This is a genomic window from Muriventricola aceti (assembly GCF_025567565.1).
Lineage (GTDB): Bacteria > Bacillota > Clostridia > Oscillospirales > Oscillospiraceae > Lawsonibacter > Lawsonibacter aceti.
The window spans coordinates 81,439-97,929 of sequence record NZ_JAOQKF010000014.1; the positions used below are offsets into that span (position 1 = coordinate 81,439).

A 16,491-nucleotide genomic window follows, 5' to 3' on the forward strand; every position below is an offset into this window, starting at 1 on the left:
ACGGCTGTGGGAGATGGTCTCTCGATCATCTCCCACAGCCGTTTTCTATGCCAATAGGCCGTCAGCTTTTCGGGCGGTAGCAATACCACAGCAGGCCGCCCAGCCCCGCGCCGCCCAGGACGTTCCCAATGGTGACGGGGAGCAGGTTTCCCAGCAGGAATCCCCCCACTGTCAATCCAGACAGGTCCAGACCCGCCTCCGCCGCCAGCTGGGCATAGGCCGGGACCGCCTTGGCCATAAGGCCAGCGGCAATATAGTACATATTGGCAACGCAGTGCTCAAAGCCGCACAGGACAAAGTAACATACCGGAAGAAATGCCCCCATCAGGCGGCTGGCTGTGTCCCTGCCCGACATGGCCATGACCACGCCCAGGCAGACCAGAAGGTTGCAGAAGAAGCCCAGCACCACCCCATTCTGGAAGGGGATGGCACACTTGGCGGCCGCCATTCTCATTGTGAACAGGGCCAGCTGCCCGCCGGAGTAGTCGAGCTGACCGAACCAGGCGCAGCCCGCCGCCACCAGCAGGGCTCCGGCAAAATTAGACAGGTAGACGATGCTCCAATTCCGCAACATCCCCCGCCAGGAGCAGCGCCCATCCAGCAGAGAAATGGTGATCAGGCAGTTGCCGGTAAAGAGCTCCGCCCCGGTGGCTATCACCATTCCCAGCCCGAAGGGGAACAGCAGGCCACACACCGTCCGGGCGGTCCAGGTGCCCTGGATGCCATAGGAGGCCGTGTTAGTGGCGGCGCTGCCCATGGCAATCAAGGCCCCAGCCAGGATGCCCAGCAGGATCAGGACAGAGGCTGGCTTTCCGGCCTTCTCCGCCCCAGCGGCGGCGTAGAGCGCCGTCACCTGGGCGGGGGAATTGAAATGGTTATCCATGTGCCCCCCTCAGAACAGGCCGGAGATTACTCCGTTCTCATCCACGTCGATCTTTTCCGCGGAGGGTACCTTGGGCAGGCCGGGCATAGTCATAATATCCCCAGTCTGGACCACCACAAAGCCGGCGCCCGCGGACACCTTCACCTTGGACACCGTAATGGTAAAGCCCTCGGGGCGGCCCAGCCTGGTCTGGTCATCGGTGAGGGAATACTGGGTCTTGGCCATGCACACGGGCAGGCCGCCCATGCCCATCCTCTCCAGCCGCTCCAGCTCCTTGGATGCGGCAGCGGAATAGCTCACGCCCACGCCCCCATATATCTTTTTCACCACAGCCTCGATCTTGCTCTTTAAAGGCTGATCTAACTCATAGGCGTAGGTAAACTTCTTGGGCTGCTCACACAGGCGGAGCACCTCCTGGGCCAGTTGGATACCGCCCTCGCCCCCTCTGCCCCACACTTCGGACAAGGCCACGTTGACCCCCAGTTCTTTACACTTGGAGCGGATCAGGTCCAGTTCTCTGTCGGTGTCGTTGACAAAGCGGTTGATGGCCACCACACAGGGCAAACCGAAGACCTGGGTGATATTCTCCACATGCTTGAGCAGGTTGGGCAGGCCCCGCTCCAACGCCTCCAGGTTTTCCTCTCCCAACTGGGCCTTGGGCACACCGCCGTTGTACTTCAGCGCCTTAACCGTGGCCACGATGACCACCGCGTCCGGGGTCAGTCCGGCGGCCCGACATTTGATGTCCAGAAACTTCTCCGCGCCCAGGTCAGCTCCGAAGCCCGCCTCGGTGACCACATAGTCGGCCAGCTTCAGGGCGGTGTCAGTGGCGGAGACGGAGTTGCAGCCGTGGGCGATGTTGGCAAAGGGGCCGCCGTGGACAAAGGCGGGAGTGTTCTCCAGCGTCTGGACCAGATTGGGCTTGATGGCGTCCTTCAGCAGGGCGGCCATGGCTCCCTGGGCCTTCAGGTCGGCGGCGGTCACTGGCCGGTCGTCATAGGTGTAGCCCACGATGATACGAGCCAGCCGCTCCTTCAAATCCTTCAGGCCGGTGGCCAGACACAGGACCGCCATGATCTCGCTGGCCACCGTGATATCAAAGCCGTCCTCTCGCGGGACACCCTGCATCCGGCCGCCCAGACCGTCCACGATATTTCGCAACTGCCGGTCGTTCATATCCACACAGCGGCGCCAGGTGATCTTCTTCACGTCGACACCCAGCTCGTTACCCTGCTGGATATGGTTGTCCAACATGGCGGCCAGAAGGTTATTGGCCGCTCCGATGGCGTGGAAGTCGCCGGTGAAGTGGAGGTTGATATCCTCCATAGGCACCACCTGGGCGTAACCACCACCGGCGGCGCCGCCCTTGACGCCGAACACAGGGCCAAGGGAGGGCTCCCGCAGGGCCAGGATTACGTTCTTGTCCAGCTTTTTCAGCGCGTCAGCCAGCCCAACGGAGGTGGTGGTCTTGCCCTCTCCGGCGGGGGTCGGATTGATAGCGGTGACCAGGATCAGCTTGCCCTTCCGGGCCTTGTCCCGCAGGGGGGTGATGTCGATTTTAGCCTTATAGCGCCCATAGTATTCCAGCAGTTCCTCGCTGACCCCCGCCTTGTGGGCCACCTGGCCAATTGGAAGCATCTCCGCGGCCTGGGCGATTTCGATGTCAGTCTTCATCTTCCATAACTCCTTCCTGTTGCGCCCGCAAAAATAAAAGGGCGCACTAAGCAATAGTGCGCCCAGACGGTCGGCAATATGGCGTTTCACACGCCGGGCCCTGTTCCACGTGGTCACTCCACTTCCGTCAGTCGCAGGGCTTGGATTCAGTTTAGCATAGGCCTCCTCCCTCGTCAAGGGGGGCGGTGTGGTTTCTCTCCGTCCCTTTTGCTGAAAATCAGGCCCGATATTTGTTCAAAGGTTGGCGGGACGGTCAAAGCGGCTGTAATACTCTTTGATCAGGTCGATAAACGTTCTGGCCGCCGGTGACAGGAATCCATTTTTCTTGTAGACCACCGCCATGGGGCAGGTCAGTGGCGGCTCTCCGATGGTAAAGCAGGCCAGCCGATCCAGATATGGGGTGCGAGAGATGCCACTCTCCTGTAAAAAGGCGAAGCCCATGTTTTCCGCCACCAGATTGATGGCTGTGGTGTTGTTGGTGGTCACCAGAATATTCTGGGGCTCCACGTTATGGACGGAGAAAGTATTGTGGAGCAGCTTGGACAGCCGCCAGTCCGGAGGCAGCATCACGATACGCTCCCGCTCCAGCTGCCGCAGGTCGGGGAAGGGTATGGGGTCGTCGTAGGTACTGGTGAGCCCTCGGACCAGGGGGTGGTCCCGGTGGGCCAAAAGGAAGATATGCTCCCGCATGACCAGTTCATAGGTCAGTTCCGTCAGATCCCCAGGGATGTGCATGATGCAGAAGTCCGTGACACTGCCCGCCGCCAAATCCCCCAGTTCGGGCACCGGCGCCTCATGGAGGACCACCTGGACGTCGGAATATTGCTTTGTGAACAGGGGCAGCACATCGGGCAGAAGGGTGGAACCGCGCCAAGGGGATACGCCGATGTGGAGGACAGGCCGCTTCTCGTTCTGCAGATCCCGCAGGTCGCTGACCAGCTGCCGGTCCAAATAACTCTGGCGCTCCAGATAGGCATGGAACACCTCCCCTGCCGGCGTCAGCTTCAGGGGCGAGTGGGAACGGTCCAGCAACACGGCCCCCAGATTGGACTCCAGCTTGGCCAGATACTGGCTGAGATAGGGTTGGGAGAGATAGAGCCGCTCCGCCGCTTTGGAGATGCTCCGCTCCTTGACGATGGCCATAAAATATTCCGGATTCTTGACGAACATAAACAGCACACCCCATAACTAAAAAGCTATGAGGATTATATCACAGTTCACCCAGTATGGAAAGGGGTATCTTCCTTTTTCTGATACAGAAAGAAAAACCGGAGCCGTGGAATGATCCACGGCCCCGGTCTGCCCGGCGGTATTGCCTGCCCCGCCCAAGCGTCTGGTGGTCAGAGCGCGCCCTCAGTCAGGAAAAGTGAAAGTAGGGAGGTGTAAGGAGGATGAGAGTTAGCTCTCTCTAACCACGTATAGGTTAGCACATTCTAACTCTCTTGTCAACCCTTTTTTCCGACTTCCTCTATCAAAGGAATTGGTTGCGCTCTCTATGGTAGGTGTAGCCTATGGCAGCCAGCTTATCCTCCACCCCGCTCTGCTCTACATCCAGCTGCGCGCACAGCTCCTCCAGGGTGCAGCCGTCATCCCTAAGCCGGGTATTCAAGAAGCTGAGGAGGATGGCGGGATCATTCGGTACCATCCCCTTCTCCCTCAGCCTGGAGGCCAGGTCATATCCCGGCCAGACAGAACATGGAAATGGAGATGGGGGACAGACTGGCCCGCCTGCTCCCCAATATTGGACACCACACGGTAGCTGTCCAGGCCCAGCTCCTTGGTCACTTTGGAGATGACTGCGAAAATATGGGCCACTACGGCGGCGTTTTCCTCTGTCACCTCGGCCACAGATCCGATATGGGCCTTGGGGATAACCAAAAAGTGGGTGGGCGCCTGGGGATCGATGTCATGGAAGGCAAAGCATACCTCGTCCTCGTAGACTCTGTTGGACGGGATCTGCCCCTCCGCGATCTTACAAAATAGACAGTCAGACATTGGGAAACCTCCTTTGTTTGTTAGTAAGACCATTGTACCCCCTTTTGCCAGAATTGCCAAGGTTTTTATTCCTCCACCGGGAGCAGCCCTCCCAGAGAGAAGGTCTGGCCTAAGGTGGTAAGGGATGTCACCTCATCCGGGTCCACAATCTGATTCAGTTGGAACACAAATTCGCCCATCCCGGTATCTGGATTATAGCTCTGGCTCACTGTGCGGCCCACAGATGCGGTTTGGCCGTCCAACAGATTCAGAACGGTAGTACTTTCTATTTCGGAAAACGCCGCTGGCCCCCACATACGGAAATCGTTTTCCTCTCCTTGAATCATAAAGGCAACACTGATGGGCGAAACATACAGCGACTGCAGGACCATATTGTCTTCTCCCACCTGAATGGGAAGCCCGGCCTCATATTGTCGTCCGCTGTCCTGGTCAGGCAGTTTCACACAAAAGTCATGCCGCTCCTGAGAAAAGTCAGCCAAGTTCTCAAAGGTGGTCTTTTCAACCAGGCGCAACGGAGTAATCGTAAATTCCCCACCCAGAAATGTCTGAGCATCTGCCTGAAGATAGGTGGTCGGTCCCCGATACCACAAAATCGAGATGTGATGGTCACCCGGATCATCATCTGGTAAAACAATGGAGCCGGACACCCAGCCGCCCACGCCATTCTCTTCCGACTCAGGCTCAATATCGGAAGTTGCCAGAACAGAATAGTCCTCTCCCCATAAGGCAGTCTCCTCTGGGGCGATCACGTCCAGTAGGACCGCCAAGGTATACCGGTCCACCAGCATTTGTTCCACTTCAACCGTCCATCCATTTTCATAGGTGTGTCTTTGATCCACCTGCACCACACCGTCTTTGATCAGCCTTACCTCCTGCTCCCCTGCCCCAAACAGCGCCGCAAGTTTCTGATCCAACCCCGTAGCCACTGTAAAGGCACAGGCCAGCAGGAGCACGGCGGCGGCCGCCAGTACAGCGGGCATCTTCTTCATTCGACTCACAGGTTTGACCTCCTTCTGCTCTGTCAGGAGGCGGTCCAGCATAACCCGTTCCTGCTCTTGAGTGGGTTTTATCTGGTCAAACACCCGCTTGAGCTTATCCTCGTCCATACTCTTCCACCTCCAAAATTTCTTTCAGTTTCCATCTCGCCTGAACCAGCCAGGTACGAATGGTGGATGGGTTCTTCCCCAAGATCTCCGCTGTTTCCAGCGCGGTGTAACCCTGGTAGTAGTGGAGATACAGCACCATCCGGTATTTCTCCGGTAGGGTAAGGATCAGATCCCACAGCTCCCCGTCCGACGGCTGCTCCCAGGTCAGGTTCTGAAGTATCTCTTCTCCCGCCCTCTTTGTCCTCCACCAGTGCTTGAGCTGGTTTTTGCACTCGTTCCGGGCGGTAACGATAAGCCAGGCCTTTTCATGCTCCGGATCACGGAAGAGGCCCTCATGCTCCATCGCTTTTCGAAAGACTGTCTGGGTGGCGTCCTCTGCGTCGGGTACATTTTTCATCAGCATCAGACAGATCTGATAGACCATGGTCACATATCGGCGGTAGAGGGCGGCCATCTTCTCCCCGCTCTGGCTATGTTCCAAATAGGACACCTCCCTTTTTGTCTCTCTGCTTATCACACAATCTGGCTGGGGAAAATGTTGAGAATCTCCCAAAAAATTTTAAGGGACGGCCCAAGGGCCGTCCCTTTTGAAGATGGGGTCCGTTTACCGCTTTTGCTTCAAGTACACAGGGCCTCCCCGTCCCAGCCGCGGTTTTCATCTATTCCACTCAGAGCCGGGGCGCCGCCTTTTCCAGCCTACTAAAAAAACAGTCAAAATTAGATTTAAATCAAAGTGAAAGATAAAAGAGCCGTGCGGCAACGGTCCAGTTAACCGTGCCGCACGGTATCTGTTAGCATAAAAAGTCAAAATCAGGAAGGCAGATAGAACTTCGATGCTGGAAAATCTTGTCCCTGCAAAGCCCGTTTCCTTATCCCTGTCCTGTCACTCTGGATACTCCAGTCCCAGCACATCATAGTATTCGTTGGAAAATTTCATAATCGTGGGATCAAAGGCGGCCTGAAGGGCCTTGACCTGCTGATACGGAGCAGCGGGAGCCAGGTCAAAGGCCCTTGCTATCCTCTCCAGGGCTGTCTGTTTCCCAGCAAAAAATGTCTCACACCCAGGCCAGACAGCCCTCTTGTCCTCCTCCAACAGTTCCCGGAACCGTTCTTCCGTCAGCCACCAGATCTGGGAGAGGGGGTTGGCATCCCGGCAGTAGAGGACAAAGGACAAAAATTCCCGAAAATCTGTCGCTACTGGCAGGACATAGGTCCCCGGCTCCCCCATAGCGGGGTCCACGCAAAACACCCGCTCATCCCCGGGCAGAAGGACAAAATGGATACCGTCGCAGCCCAGCCTCCCTACCGGCTCGGCATTCATCGGAGTACAGAAATAAGGCTCCAAGGAAAGTCCAGGCTCCATCAAGCCAATACTTTCAAAGTCAATATCCAGAGCGCAAAAGCGCTTGAGATCCTCGCGGGTCATGGCTCACAGCCCCAGCTTCATGGATACCACGTTATCCACCATAGCGAGGGCGTTGTCCACCATCAGCGGGTCTTTGCCGCCGCCCATTGCGGAGTCAGGCTTGCCGCCGCCGGAGCCGCCGGCGATGGCGGACACCTGCTTGACGATCTCTCCGGCCTTGACTCCCTTCTGGACGGCCTCCTTGCCACAGGCGGCCAAGAAGGTAATCTTCTCCCCATTGATGGCGGCCAGGACGGCCACAACGTTGGGCTCCTTGTCCTTCAAAAAGTCCCCCATTTTGCGCAGACGGTCGGCATCCGCGTCCGGCACCGTGGCGGTAAGCACCTTCAGGCCCCCTACCTCATGGGCAGCGAAAAGGAATCGCTCGGCCTCGCTGACCGCTTCACGGGCCTTGAACTTCTCCACTGCCTGGTGGAGCTGGCGGATCTCGCCCATGGTAGCCTCCGCCTTCTCCCGCAACTCACCGGGTTTAGCCTTCAGGGCTGCAGCAGCCTGGAAGAGCAGCTCCTGATTGCGGTTCATTACCTCTAAAGAAGCCATACCGGTAGTAGCCTCGATGCGGCGGACGCCGGAGGCCACAGAGAACTCGCTGGAGATGTGGAACACCCCCACCTTGGCGGTGTTATCCAGGTGAGTACCGCCGCAGAACTCCACGGAGTAGCCTTGGCCCATGTCCACGACTCGGACCACGTCACCATATTTCTCTCCAAAGAGGGCGATAGCCCCCTTCTGCTTGGCCTGTTCAATGGGCAGCTCTTCGGTCACAATGTCATAGCCGGCCAGCACAGCCTCATTCACCATGGCGCTGACCTTGGCCAACTCCTCTGCCGTCATGGCGGAGAAGTGGGTGAAGTCAAAACGCAGCCGGTCGGCCTCCACTAGAGAGCCTGCCTGGTGGACGTGATCGCCCAGAACAGCGCGCAGGGCCTTATCCAGCAAGTGGGTGGCGGAGTGGGCCCGCATGACGGCCCGACGGCGGTCCAGATCGATCTGGGCCCGAACCGTGTCGCCCACCTTCAGGGTTCCCTCCATCAGCCGGCCATAGTGCATATACTTGCCGCCCTTGTTCTTCTGCACGTCATGGACCTCAAACAACATCCCACGCCCGCTCTCACAGGCGATCACTCCATGGTCGGCCACCTGGCCGCCCATCTCGGCGTAGAAGGGCGTTTTGTCCAGCACCACAATGGCCTCGCCACCGCCGATAATCTCATCCCGCTGCTGGCCCTCGGCCACAATGGCCACCACCTTGGCATCCAGCACGGTATCATACCCGTAGCCCACAAACTGGGTCTCTGGCACATCCTTACCAAATTCCACGCCGGCCCAGCCCAAATCGCCCAGAGCCTCCCGGGCCTTCCGGGCCCGCTGGCGCTGCTCCTCCATGAGCTGGTGGAAGGCGTCCTGGTCCAAGGTCATGCCCTGCTCCTCCACCATCTCCAGCGTCAGGTCGATAGGGAAGCCGTAGGTATCATATAACTTGAAAGCGTCGGCGCCGGAAAAGGTCTTTTCCCGCTTCTCCTGGTGCCCCTTGAGCATCTCGTTAAAAATCTTCAGGCCGCCGTCGATGGTCTTGGCGAAGTTCTCCTCCTCCACCCGGATGACCTTTGTGATATAGTCCTGCCGCTCCCGCAGTTCGGGGTAATGGCCCTCGTTCTCGTGGATGACGGTGTCGCACACCTTGTAAAGGAAGGGCTCGTTGACGCCCAGCAGCTTGCCGTGGCGGGCAGCCCGGCGGAGCAGGCGGCGCAGGACATAGCCCCGACCCTCGTTGGAGGGAAGCACGCCGTCACAGATCATGAAGGTAGCGGAGCGGATGTGGTCGGTGATGACCCGCAGGGAGACATCCTTGGCAGGGGTCTCGCTATAGTGGGCGCCGGTGATTTCGGATACCTTGTGGGTGATGTTCATGACGGTGTCCACATCGAAGAGGGAGGGCACTTTCTGGCAGACGCAGGCCAGCCGCTCCAGGCCCATGCCGGTATCGATGTTCTTCTGCTTCAGCTCAGTATAGTGGCCCTCACCGTCGTTGTCAAACTGGGAAAAGACGATATTCCAAACCTCAATATAGCGGTCACAGTCACAGCCCACAGTGCAGCCGGGCTTGCCACAGCCCCACTCTGGGCCCCGGTCGTAGTAGATCTCCGAGCAGGGGCCACAGGGGCCGGAGCCATGCTCCCAGAAGTTGTCCGCTTTGCCGAATTTGAAGATGCGGTCGGCGGGAATGCCGATCTCTTCGTTCCAGATACGGAATGCCTCGTCATCGGCGGGGGTGGTCTCGTTCCCCTCAAAGACAGAGGGGTACAGCCGGTCCGGATCCAGGCCCACCCACTCCGGGCTGGTCAAAAACTCCCAGCCCCAGTGGATGGCGTCCTTTTTGAAGTAGTCCCCAAAGGAGAAATTGCCCAGCATCTCAAAGTAGGTGCCGTGGCGGGCAGTTTTGCCGATGTTCTCAATGTCTCCGGTGCGGATGCACTTCTGGCAGGTGCAGACACGATGGCGAGGGGGCTCCTGCTCCCCAGTGAACCAGGGCTTCATGGGGGCCATGCCGCTGTTAATCAGCAGCAGGGACGCGTCATTCTGAGGGATCAGGGAAAAGCTGGGCAGACGCAGATGGCCCTTGCTCTCAAAAAAGGACAGGAACATCTCGCGCAGCTCGTTCAGTCCGAAAGGCTTTGGATCATGCATAGGAATTACCTCCGTATATCATCTTATTTCTTTTTCACTTCCGCATATATGCCGATCAAGTTCAGATCGGTGTCAAAGGAGAGCTGATAGGCGATGTTTTTCTCCTCATGCTCACAGTAGATCACCGCCACCGCATAGTCCTCTCCATAGTCTTTGTTCTTTCCGCCCACCGCCATCCGCTTTATGGTTTCCACATAGGGTCCGGCTTCCGAAACCTTGTCCATCTCGGACTGGATTGTATCCGCGGTGACGCCCAGCTCCTCGGCTATGTCCGGCCGGAAGGCGTCAACCACTCCTTGATAGTCCCGTGCGACCAGCATCTCCACAATCTCCTGGCCCGCCTGTCCCACCGCTTCCTCCTCCATGCCGCTGGGCAGGGGGCGGGTGCCGCAGCCGGCCAGCAGCAGGACGGCTAGCAGCGCCGCGGCCAGCAGGCCTGTCGTTCTTCTTTTCATCAGCAGTCCTCCAACATCAGTTCACACCTGGCATAGAGAGCTGCCCGGCCGGCCAGGATAACCCGGTCCCCCTCCAAGCGGCAGTAGAGGGTTCCGCCTCGCGGAGACGCCTGGCGGGCGGTAAACTCCCTCCGTCCCGTCCGGGCAGCCCAGTAGGGGATGATGTGGCAGTGGCCAGAGCCGCACACCGGGTCCTCTGGCACCCCCATTTTGGGGGCGAAGGACCGTGACACACAGTCAAACTCCCCGCTCCCCGGAGCGGTAACCTGCATCAGAGCCCCCTTCAGCTCCTTCAGCTTCTCCTGGTCTGGCTCAAGGCGGATGACGGTCTCCGGGTCCTCAAAGACACACAACAGGTCACGGGCCCTCCAGACCTCGCTGGGTCTGGCCCCCAACGCCTCGGTGATTTGGTCGGTCACCTCCAGGCGCTTGAGCTGATAGGCCGGGAAATCCATCTCCAGCAGCTCGCCCCGCTTTCTTACCGTCAGCCGCCCGCTGAGGGTGTCAAAGAGGACGACATCCAGACCCGGAGAGATAAATTCCGTGATCACGAAGGCCGTAGCCAGAGTGGCGTGGCCGCACAGGTCAATTTCCCCGCTGGGGGTAAACCAGCGCAGCCGGTATCCCTCCCCTTCCGGGACGGCAAAGGCAGTTTCAGAGAGATTGTTTTCCCGGGTAATCCGCATCATCCGGTCCTCTTCCGGCCAGCGGTCCAGCACACATACTGCTGCCGGATTGCCCTCAAAAACCCGATCCGCAAAGGCATCTACAATATATTGCCGCATTTTATACCCCTTTCGAAATAAAAAACGCCCCTGACAGCAGTCAGGGGCGGAAAGCATCCTTCCACGGTACCACCCTGATTATCCGGCGCGGCACGTCAGCCGGACATCTCAGTCATCCGCTCACGGGGATGGGCCGTCCCGCTCCTCACGGGCTGCTCAGAAGTGGCTCGTACAGCTTTCAGCCGAGGGCTTTCACTGTCCCCTCTCGCTAAAGACACCCCGCTGTACTTGGCTTCATCAACACATTTCCGGGACTATTCTACCATGTTTTTTCCCATTGTCAAGGTGTTTGGCCTACTTTTTCATCTGTCCTTCCCCTTTTTCTACCTCCTTTCCTCCCGCGTTCTCTGAACAGGCTTCCTCCATCTGGCATAGCATGGGGTGCCCCCTGCTTACGTTTGGGGCTGTCCAGACAAAATAACTCAGAAAGGAGAAAGGCCAGGCTCTCCCTGACCTGCCTTATCCATATGGAACGAATTAACGACAACACCCCGGTGATCCCTTTGCCCAATCCGGGTGAGGGTGGACCAGTCTATGATGGTAATTCTGGAAATACCCCAGTCATTCCTCTGCCCAATCCGGGAGAAGGCGGACCGGTCTATGATGGCAGCACCGGGAATATCCCGGTCATTCCCCTCCCAAATCCGGGAGAAGGCGGGCCAGTCAACGGCGGCTCCTCCGTCCGCCCCCCTATCTGGCTCCCATTATCCAGAGTCCGTTTTCTCAATGCCGCCTTCGGCTACACCCCTATCCGCATCCAGATCAACCGCGTCCGGGTGGTCACCCGGTTGGGTTACGCCTCGGTATCCTCCTATGTCCAAGCCCCTGGTGGCTATCAGACTATCACTGTATCCGGTCTCGACGGCTACACCTATCTCCGCAAGACCATGCCGCTTCCCCCAGGCAGTCCGTCCACCATCGCTGTCATCAATACCCCTAGTGGGCTGGACCTGCTCCAGATCTCTGACCAATGCTGCCTTCAGGGCAACTGCGCTTCCAATTTCCGGGTAAGCAATCTGGCTCTGAACAGCCCCCCGATTGATGTGCTGTTGAAGGACGGCCGGGTGGTCTATGCTGATGTCCGTTTCAAGGAGACCACCATTTTCAAGCGCGTCCGGCCAGGGACTTATCAGTTCCTTTTTGCCGAGACTGACCGTTCCCCCATGCCCTCCTGGATGGACATTGAGACTCTAGACAGTGCCTTCCTGGGTACTCCCGACCTGCCCGACACCATTGTTTCCCTGAACCTGGAGGTGGAGAAAAATACCAACTATACCGTGTTCCTGTTGAGCAGCGGCACTGGGGAGCGGGATATCCAGACTATGGTAGTCACCGACCGCTAGTGCCGTCCCGCAGTTGATTTTACTCCCCCTCCGTGTTAAAATGGCCGCACTATCATAAGGAGGCCAGCTATATGATCAACAGGGACCGTCTTTTGGATACCTTTTTGGACTATGTACGCATCGACAGCGAGAGCACTCATGAGGGCGCTATTGCCGCCCGCGTGGCAGAGGACCTTCAGGCCATCGGCTGTCAAGTGGATCTGGATGATACCCAGGCCCAGACCGGAAGCGACACCGGCAATCTGTACTGCACCCTGCCTGGGACCGCTCCCGGTCAGCCCATCCTTCTGTCCGCCCACCTGGACACAGTAATTCCTGGCACGGGAGTGGAGCCGGTGCTGGAGAACGGGGTGATCCGCTCCAAAGGAGACACAGTGCTGGGCAGCGACGACAAGGCGGGCGTGGCCGCTATCGTAGAGGCCCTGCGCTCCCTGGTAGAACAGCGGCTCCCCCACCCTCCAGTCCAGGCGGTCTTTACCGTGTGTGAGGAGATCGGCCTGCGTGGCTCTCGCCATCTGGATGATAGCCGCATCCTGGCCAAACAAGCGGTGGTACTGGATAGCGATGGGGACGCCGGACGTATCATTACCAGTGCCCCCGGCCAGTACCAGATCACCGCGCGGATCACCGGCCGCCGCGCCCATGCGGGCGTCGCCCCGGAGGAAGGGATCAGTGCCATTCAGGTGGCGGCGGAGGCCATCTCCCAAATGCGTCTGCTGCGGGTGGACCAGGAGACCACGGCTAACATCGGCTCTGTTTCTTCCCAGTATGCCACCAACATCGTCCCAGAGGTGCTGGACCTGGCGGCGGAGGCCCGCAGCCGTGACGCGGAAAAGTTGGAACGGCAGGCGGAGCACATGGCTCAGTGTCTCCGTCATGCCTGTGAAAAATACGGGGCGGCGTTGGATCTTCAGATGAGCAAGGCCTACTCGCCCTTCTCCATCCCCAGCGAGGACTCCTTCCTCCGGGCAGTGATGGCCGCCTGTGAGCGGGTGGGGTTAACTCCCTCCCTGTCCGCCACCGGAGGCGGCAGCGATGCCAACAATATGAACGCCCACGGTATCAAAGCTCTGGTACTGGGGGTAGGGATGTCTAAGGTCCACACTACTCAGGAGGAAATCAGCGTCCAAAACCTGGTAGATACCGCTTCCCTGGTACTCTCCCTCATCACAGATGAAGCGCCTTAAAAACTGTCGATTTTTGGCGGTTTCATCCCAATGTTCACAAAAAATTCACAGCAAAGTCACGGTTTTGCCTTAATTGTATTGTATGATGAGGCCGTGATCAGATAAGAGATCAAGTTACTCCCATTTCTCCCTCTCCTTACACAACACACAGCAAGAAGCCCCGGCCTTTAGGCCGGGGCTTCTTGTATGTACGGCACATTTCTACCAGGTCTGGTGGCCCAGGGCAGCGCCTCTTTCCCAGTTGAGCGGCGGCATTTCTCAACCATCCTCCTATTGTGCTCCATGTTCCAAATGTGGTTTCCCAAGAAGATGAAATTCTCTTGCATTTCCTGAAATGGTAAAATATTATATACCTATTGGTGCTTTTACTTCCTTTCATTTGGGAAATATAATTTTACCGAATGGAGGAATCAGTATGGATGATGCCACCTTAGCTGTAGTGATCGGAGATAATATCCGGAAATACCGGGAGAGAGCTAACCTGACACAGGGTCAGTTGGCAGAACAGGCCGGGGTCGGGACTGCGTTTATCTCCCGGGTCGAACGCGGCGAAAAGATGATGAAATTAAAAACTCTGTACGCCATCGCGGACGCGCTCCAGGTTGGGTTTGACGCCCTGGTGTACCAGGAGCACCACAACGTTTCTTCTCAAAACATCATAAAGATGCTTTCTAATAAATCCCCTGAATTTATCAGTGGAGTAGAGCAGCTGGTGCGGGTATGTATCGATCAGTTTGACAAAGAGGATCTATAAACAGGGATGGGAGTGCACGCGCATGGGCCACAGAGACGCATCAAGTCAAGAAGCGTTTTTCAACTGCCTATACGAGGAACGGTTTAGCAAGATGAAGCGATACGCCCTGATCCTCCTGTCAAATCCAGAACTGGCGGAAGAAGTTGTGCAGGATGCCTTCTTGGAGCTGTATCTGCACATCGATGAGGTGATGGCCCATGAAAAGCCGGAGTTCTGGCTGCAAAAGGCAGTAAAATATAAATCGCTCCATAAATTGAGGGAGAGGGCCAGGGACCTGAAGCAATATGTGTCCCTGGATTCGGACGCGATTCCGCCCATTTCCGCTCCAGACGAGTTTGAAAAGATAGAGGAAGATCCAGACAGTCTGGAGAAACTCAATCGAAAAATCTCGGAGGCGCTGCCGGCAGAAGATTTACATATATTCAAGCGGGTAGCGTTAGACGGCGTTCCATATAAGAAAATATCTGAGGAAAGCGGCTTAACCATTGGTGTCTGTCAAAAACGGGTTCAACGGACCAGGCAGAAATTAAAGAAACGCCTGCTGGAGCAGCGGGACTAAAAATTTTTGAAAATTTTTTGGAAATTCCTGTCCGTTTTTCCATTTTCCTGGAATTATATTTTGGAAGGGGGTTCAGAGCATGGCAAATAAGAAGTATGCCAAACTGGACCAGTTGACCACCGCAGAGCTTGAATCCATTTTGCGGGCAGACCTCTCTGACGTTGAGAGCGATCCCGAGCTGATAGACCATGTGCTGGAGGTGATTTTAGAGAGAGAACAAGAAGAAAGTGACAGCAGCTCCTCCGACCGGGCGAGAGCCAGGGCGGATTTTGAGAAGCTATATAAAGGTTTGAACGAGCCTCTTTACCCTATCCCAGAGCGGACAACTGGTCCCGGCCACGAGCTCCCCTTCCACATCAAGAGCCGTTGTCGGAAGGTCCGTCGTACTTTACTCGCTGCCGCCGTGGTGGCTGTGCTAGTCGCGCTGACCTGCATCCCTGTATTGGGAGATGCCAACCTGTTCCAGCTGGTCGCCCATTGGACCACCGAGCAGTTTTCGTTCCGGGTCATGGAGGACGGATCATCCTCCGTGGCATCCGCGGACCCAGATCCAGTCCCGGAGGAATTTGCCGTGTTCCAGGACCTGGTCGGAGAAAAGGGTTTAACACCTGTCATGCCTGTGATTCCAGATGGGTTTGTGGCGGCAGAGTCACAACTCTTCATATCACCTGTCTCTGGACTTTCAGAGTTTTCTATTCAATGGAAAAGCGACAACAATTACATAATCTTTGAAATCATGGAGATGGACGGGCAAACGGAATCTAAATATGAGAAAACCGCCGAGTTGGTAAAGACTGCAGTATACGGTGGGGTCCAGCACTATTTTTTCAGAAATAATAGAAGTAATTCTGTCGCTTGGAATTTGGATGGCCTAGAGTATTGTATGTCCACTGATTTACCGATTTCCGCTCTTGAAGAAATCATATCTTCAATTTAAGAGGAGTGGTAACTTTGAAGCGCAAGTATTTTCGCACAATAGTAGCGGTGGTCTGCTGTCTGGCAATGCTGAGTTGTACAGCTTTCGCTGCGGAGACTTCCGAAAACAGGGCCAGTGACCAGATCATTTCTTACTATATTAAGGTATCAACTGACCCAGGGAGGATCAACGTGGAGTTCTCCGTCACTGGAACTGGTACTGTGGACAAGCTGGGGTGCGAGAGCATCTATGTCTACGCCAAGCAAGACTCCAGATGGAGACTCGTAGAGGCTTGGGTAGAGGATGATGAAGGAATGAGCAGAACCGATACTTTTACCTGCAAAAACGCCATTTTCTGTAACGGTACCGCTGGTGTTGAGTATAAAGTTGTCGTCACTATCTTTTCTGAAAACAGCCTCGGCCGGGACACAAGATCGGAAACCACTTACGTGACAGGGGAATAAAGGCCATCTTATAAAAGACCAGGGCGGGTTCTATCCGTCCTGGTCTTTTCTTGTGCAGCCACAGGGTCGGGGCCCCTTTCTCCCGCCCACTTGGCCCCGGCCTTCCTTGATTTTCCCCTTGCAATACTTTTGAAAGGAAGATGAGTATGAAGATTTATTTTTTCGCAAATTGCAAGTGTAAGTTGGACACCTGCACGGTAGAACTTAGTGAATCAGAGCGTCGGTCAGGATGGAAGCCGCTGGCTTCCGTCCTGGG

At 56.6% G+C, this 16,491-nt stretch carries 17 protein-coding genes and 1 riboswitch; of the genes, 6 read left to right on the plus strand and 11 right to left on the minus strand.

What is annotated here, in order from left to right; translation table 11 throughout:
- Nucleotides 1-61: 61 nt before the first annotated feature.
- The 11 genes from OCV64_RS14120 to OCV64_RS14170 form a co-directional block, all read right to left on the minus strand.
- A complete protein-coding gene (locus OCV64_RS14120; RefSeq protein ID WP_262670374.1) occupies nucleotides 62-883 on the minus strand; it encodes a formate/nitrite transporter family protein in 822 nt (273 codons plus the stop codon).
- A gap of 9 nt (nucleotides 884-892) precedes the next feature.
- Nucleotides 893-2,557, minus strand: coding sequence for a formate--tetrahydrofolate ligase (locus OCV64_RS14125; RefSeq protein ID WP_262670375.1), 1,665 nt, complete (start codon nucleotides 2,555-2,557; stop codon nucleotides 893-895).
- Nucleotides 2,558-2,610: 53 nt separating this feature from the next.
- Nucleotides 2,611-2,702, minus strand: a riboswitch (ZMP/ZTP riboswitch).
- Between the two features lie 89 nt (nucleotides 2,703-2,791).
- On the minus strand, nucleotides 2,792-3,727 hold the full coding sequence (locus OCV64_RS14130) for a LysR family transcriptional regulator (protein WP_147572059.1): 936 nt from the start codon (nucleotides 3,725-3,727) through the stop codon (nucleotides 2,792-2,794).
- Between the two features lie 301 nt (nucleotides 3,728-4,028).
- The gene (locus OCV64_RS14135; protein WP_186852028.1) at nucleotides 4,029-4,202 is read right to left on the minus strand and encodes a DUF4250 domain-containing protein; all 174 of its coding nucleotides are present in this window, start codon (nucleotides 4,200-4,202) and stop codon (nucleotides 4,029-4,031) included.
- Between the two features lie 11 nt (nucleotides 4,203-4,213).
- Nucleotides 4,214-4,552 (minus strand): histidine triad nucleotide-binding protein, encoded by a 339-nt coding sequence (locus OCV64_RS14140; RefSeq protein ID WP_262670376.1) that lies wholly within the window; start codon nucleotides 4,550-4,552, stop codon nucleotides 4,214-4,216.
- Nucleotides 4,553-4,617: 65 nt separating this feature from the next.
- Nucleotides 4,618-5,658 (minus strand): cyclase family protein, encoded by a 1,041-nt coding sequence (locus OCV64_RS14145; RefSeq protein WP_262670377.1) that lies wholly within the window; start codon nucleotides 5,656-5,658, stop codon nucleotides 4,618-4,620.
- Complete coding sequence (locus OCV64_RS14150; RefSeq protein ID WP_262670378.1) at nucleotides 5,645-6,148, minus strand: RNA polymerase sigma factor; 504 nt, start codon at nucleotides 6,146-6,148, stop codon at nucleotides 5,645-5,647. The genes OCV64_RS14145 and OCV64_RS14150 overlap by 14 nt, the downstream gene beginning before the upstream one ends.
- A gap of 393 nt (nucleotides 6,149-6,541) precedes the next feature.
- Complete coding sequence (locus OCV64_RS14155; RefSeq protein ID WP_262670379.1) at nucleotides 6,542-7,084, minus strand: hypothetical protein; 543 nt, start codon at nucleotides 7,082-7,084, stop codon at nucleotides 6,542-6,544.
- Nucleotides 7,085-7,087: 3 nt separating this feature from the next.
- Nucleotides 7,088-9,772, minus strand: a complete 2,685-nt coding sequence (gene alaS / locus OCV64_RS14160) for an alanine--tRNA ligase (protein ID WP_262670380.1) — start codon at nucleotides 9,770-9,772, stop codon at nucleotides 7,088-7,090.
- A 23-nt stretch (nucleotides 9,773-9,795) separates the two neighbouring features.
- Nucleotides 9,796-10,227, minus strand: a complete 432-nt coding sequence (locus tag OCV64_RS14165; protein WP_147572051.1) for a DUF3887 domain-containing protein — start codon at nucleotides 10,225-10,227, stop codon at nucleotides 9,796-9,798.
- On the minus strand, nucleotides 10,227-11,012 hold the full coding sequence (locus OCV64_RS14170) for a PhzF family phenazine biosynthesis protein (protein ID WP_262670381.1): 786 nt from the start codon (nucleotides 11,010-11,012) through the stop codon (nucleotides 10,227-10,229). The genes OCV64_RS14165 and OCV64_RS14170 overlap by 1 nt, the downstream gene beginning before the upstream one ends.
- A gap of 467 nt (nucleotides 11,013-11,479) precedes the next feature.
- Between OCV64_RS14170 and OCV64_RS14175 the strand changes: the two genes are divergently transcribed.
- The 6 genes from OCV64_RS14175 (at nucleotide 11,480) to OCV64_RS14200 (ending at nucleotide 16,235) form a co-directional block, all read left to right on the plus strand.
- The gene (locus OCV64_RS14175) at nucleotides 11,480-12,355 is read left to right on the plus strand and encodes a DUF4397 domain-containing protein (RefSeq protein WP_262670382.1); all 876 of its coding nucleotides are present in this window, start codon (nucleotides 11,480-11,482) and stop codon (nucleotides 12,353-12,355) included.
- 71 nt (nucleotides 12,356-12,426) lie between these two features.
- Nucleotides 12,427-13,542, plus strand: a complete 1,116-nt coding sequence (locus OCV64_RS14180; protein WP_147572048.1) for a M20/M25/M40 family metallo-hydrolase — start codon at nucleotides 12,427-12,429, stop codon at nucleotides 13,540-13,542.
- A 415-nt stretch (nucleotides 13,543-13,957) separates the two neighbouring features.
- Complete coding sequence (locus OCV64_RS14185; RefSeq protein WP_240287195.1) at nucleotides 13,958-14,296, plus strand: helix-turn-helix domain-containing protein; 339 nt, start codon at nucleotides 13,958-13,960, stop codon at nucleotides 14,294-14,296.
- A 22-nt stretch (nucleotides 14,297-14,318) separates the two neighbouring features.
- Entirely contained in the window at nucleotides 14,319-14,855 is a 537-nt protein-coding gene (locus tag OCV64_RS14190) for an RNA polymerase sigma factor (RefSeq protein ID WP_262670383.1), read from the plus strand.
- Nucleotides 14,856-14,934: 79 nt separating this feature from the next.
- On the plus strand, nucleotides 14,935-15,792 hold the full coding sequence (locus tag OCV64_RS14195; RefSeq protein ID WP_262670384.1) for a DUF4367 domain-containing protein: 858 nt from the start codon (nucleotides 14,935-14,937) through the stop codon (nucleotides 15,790-15,792).
- A 14-nt stretch (nucleotides 15,793-15,806) separates the two neighbouring features.
- Entirely contained in the window at nucleotides 15,807-16,235 is a 429-nt protein-coding gene (locus tag OCV64_RS14200) for a hypothetical protein (protein ID WP_262670385.1), read from the plus strand.
- Nucleotides 16,236-16,491 lie beyond the last annotated feature (256 nt).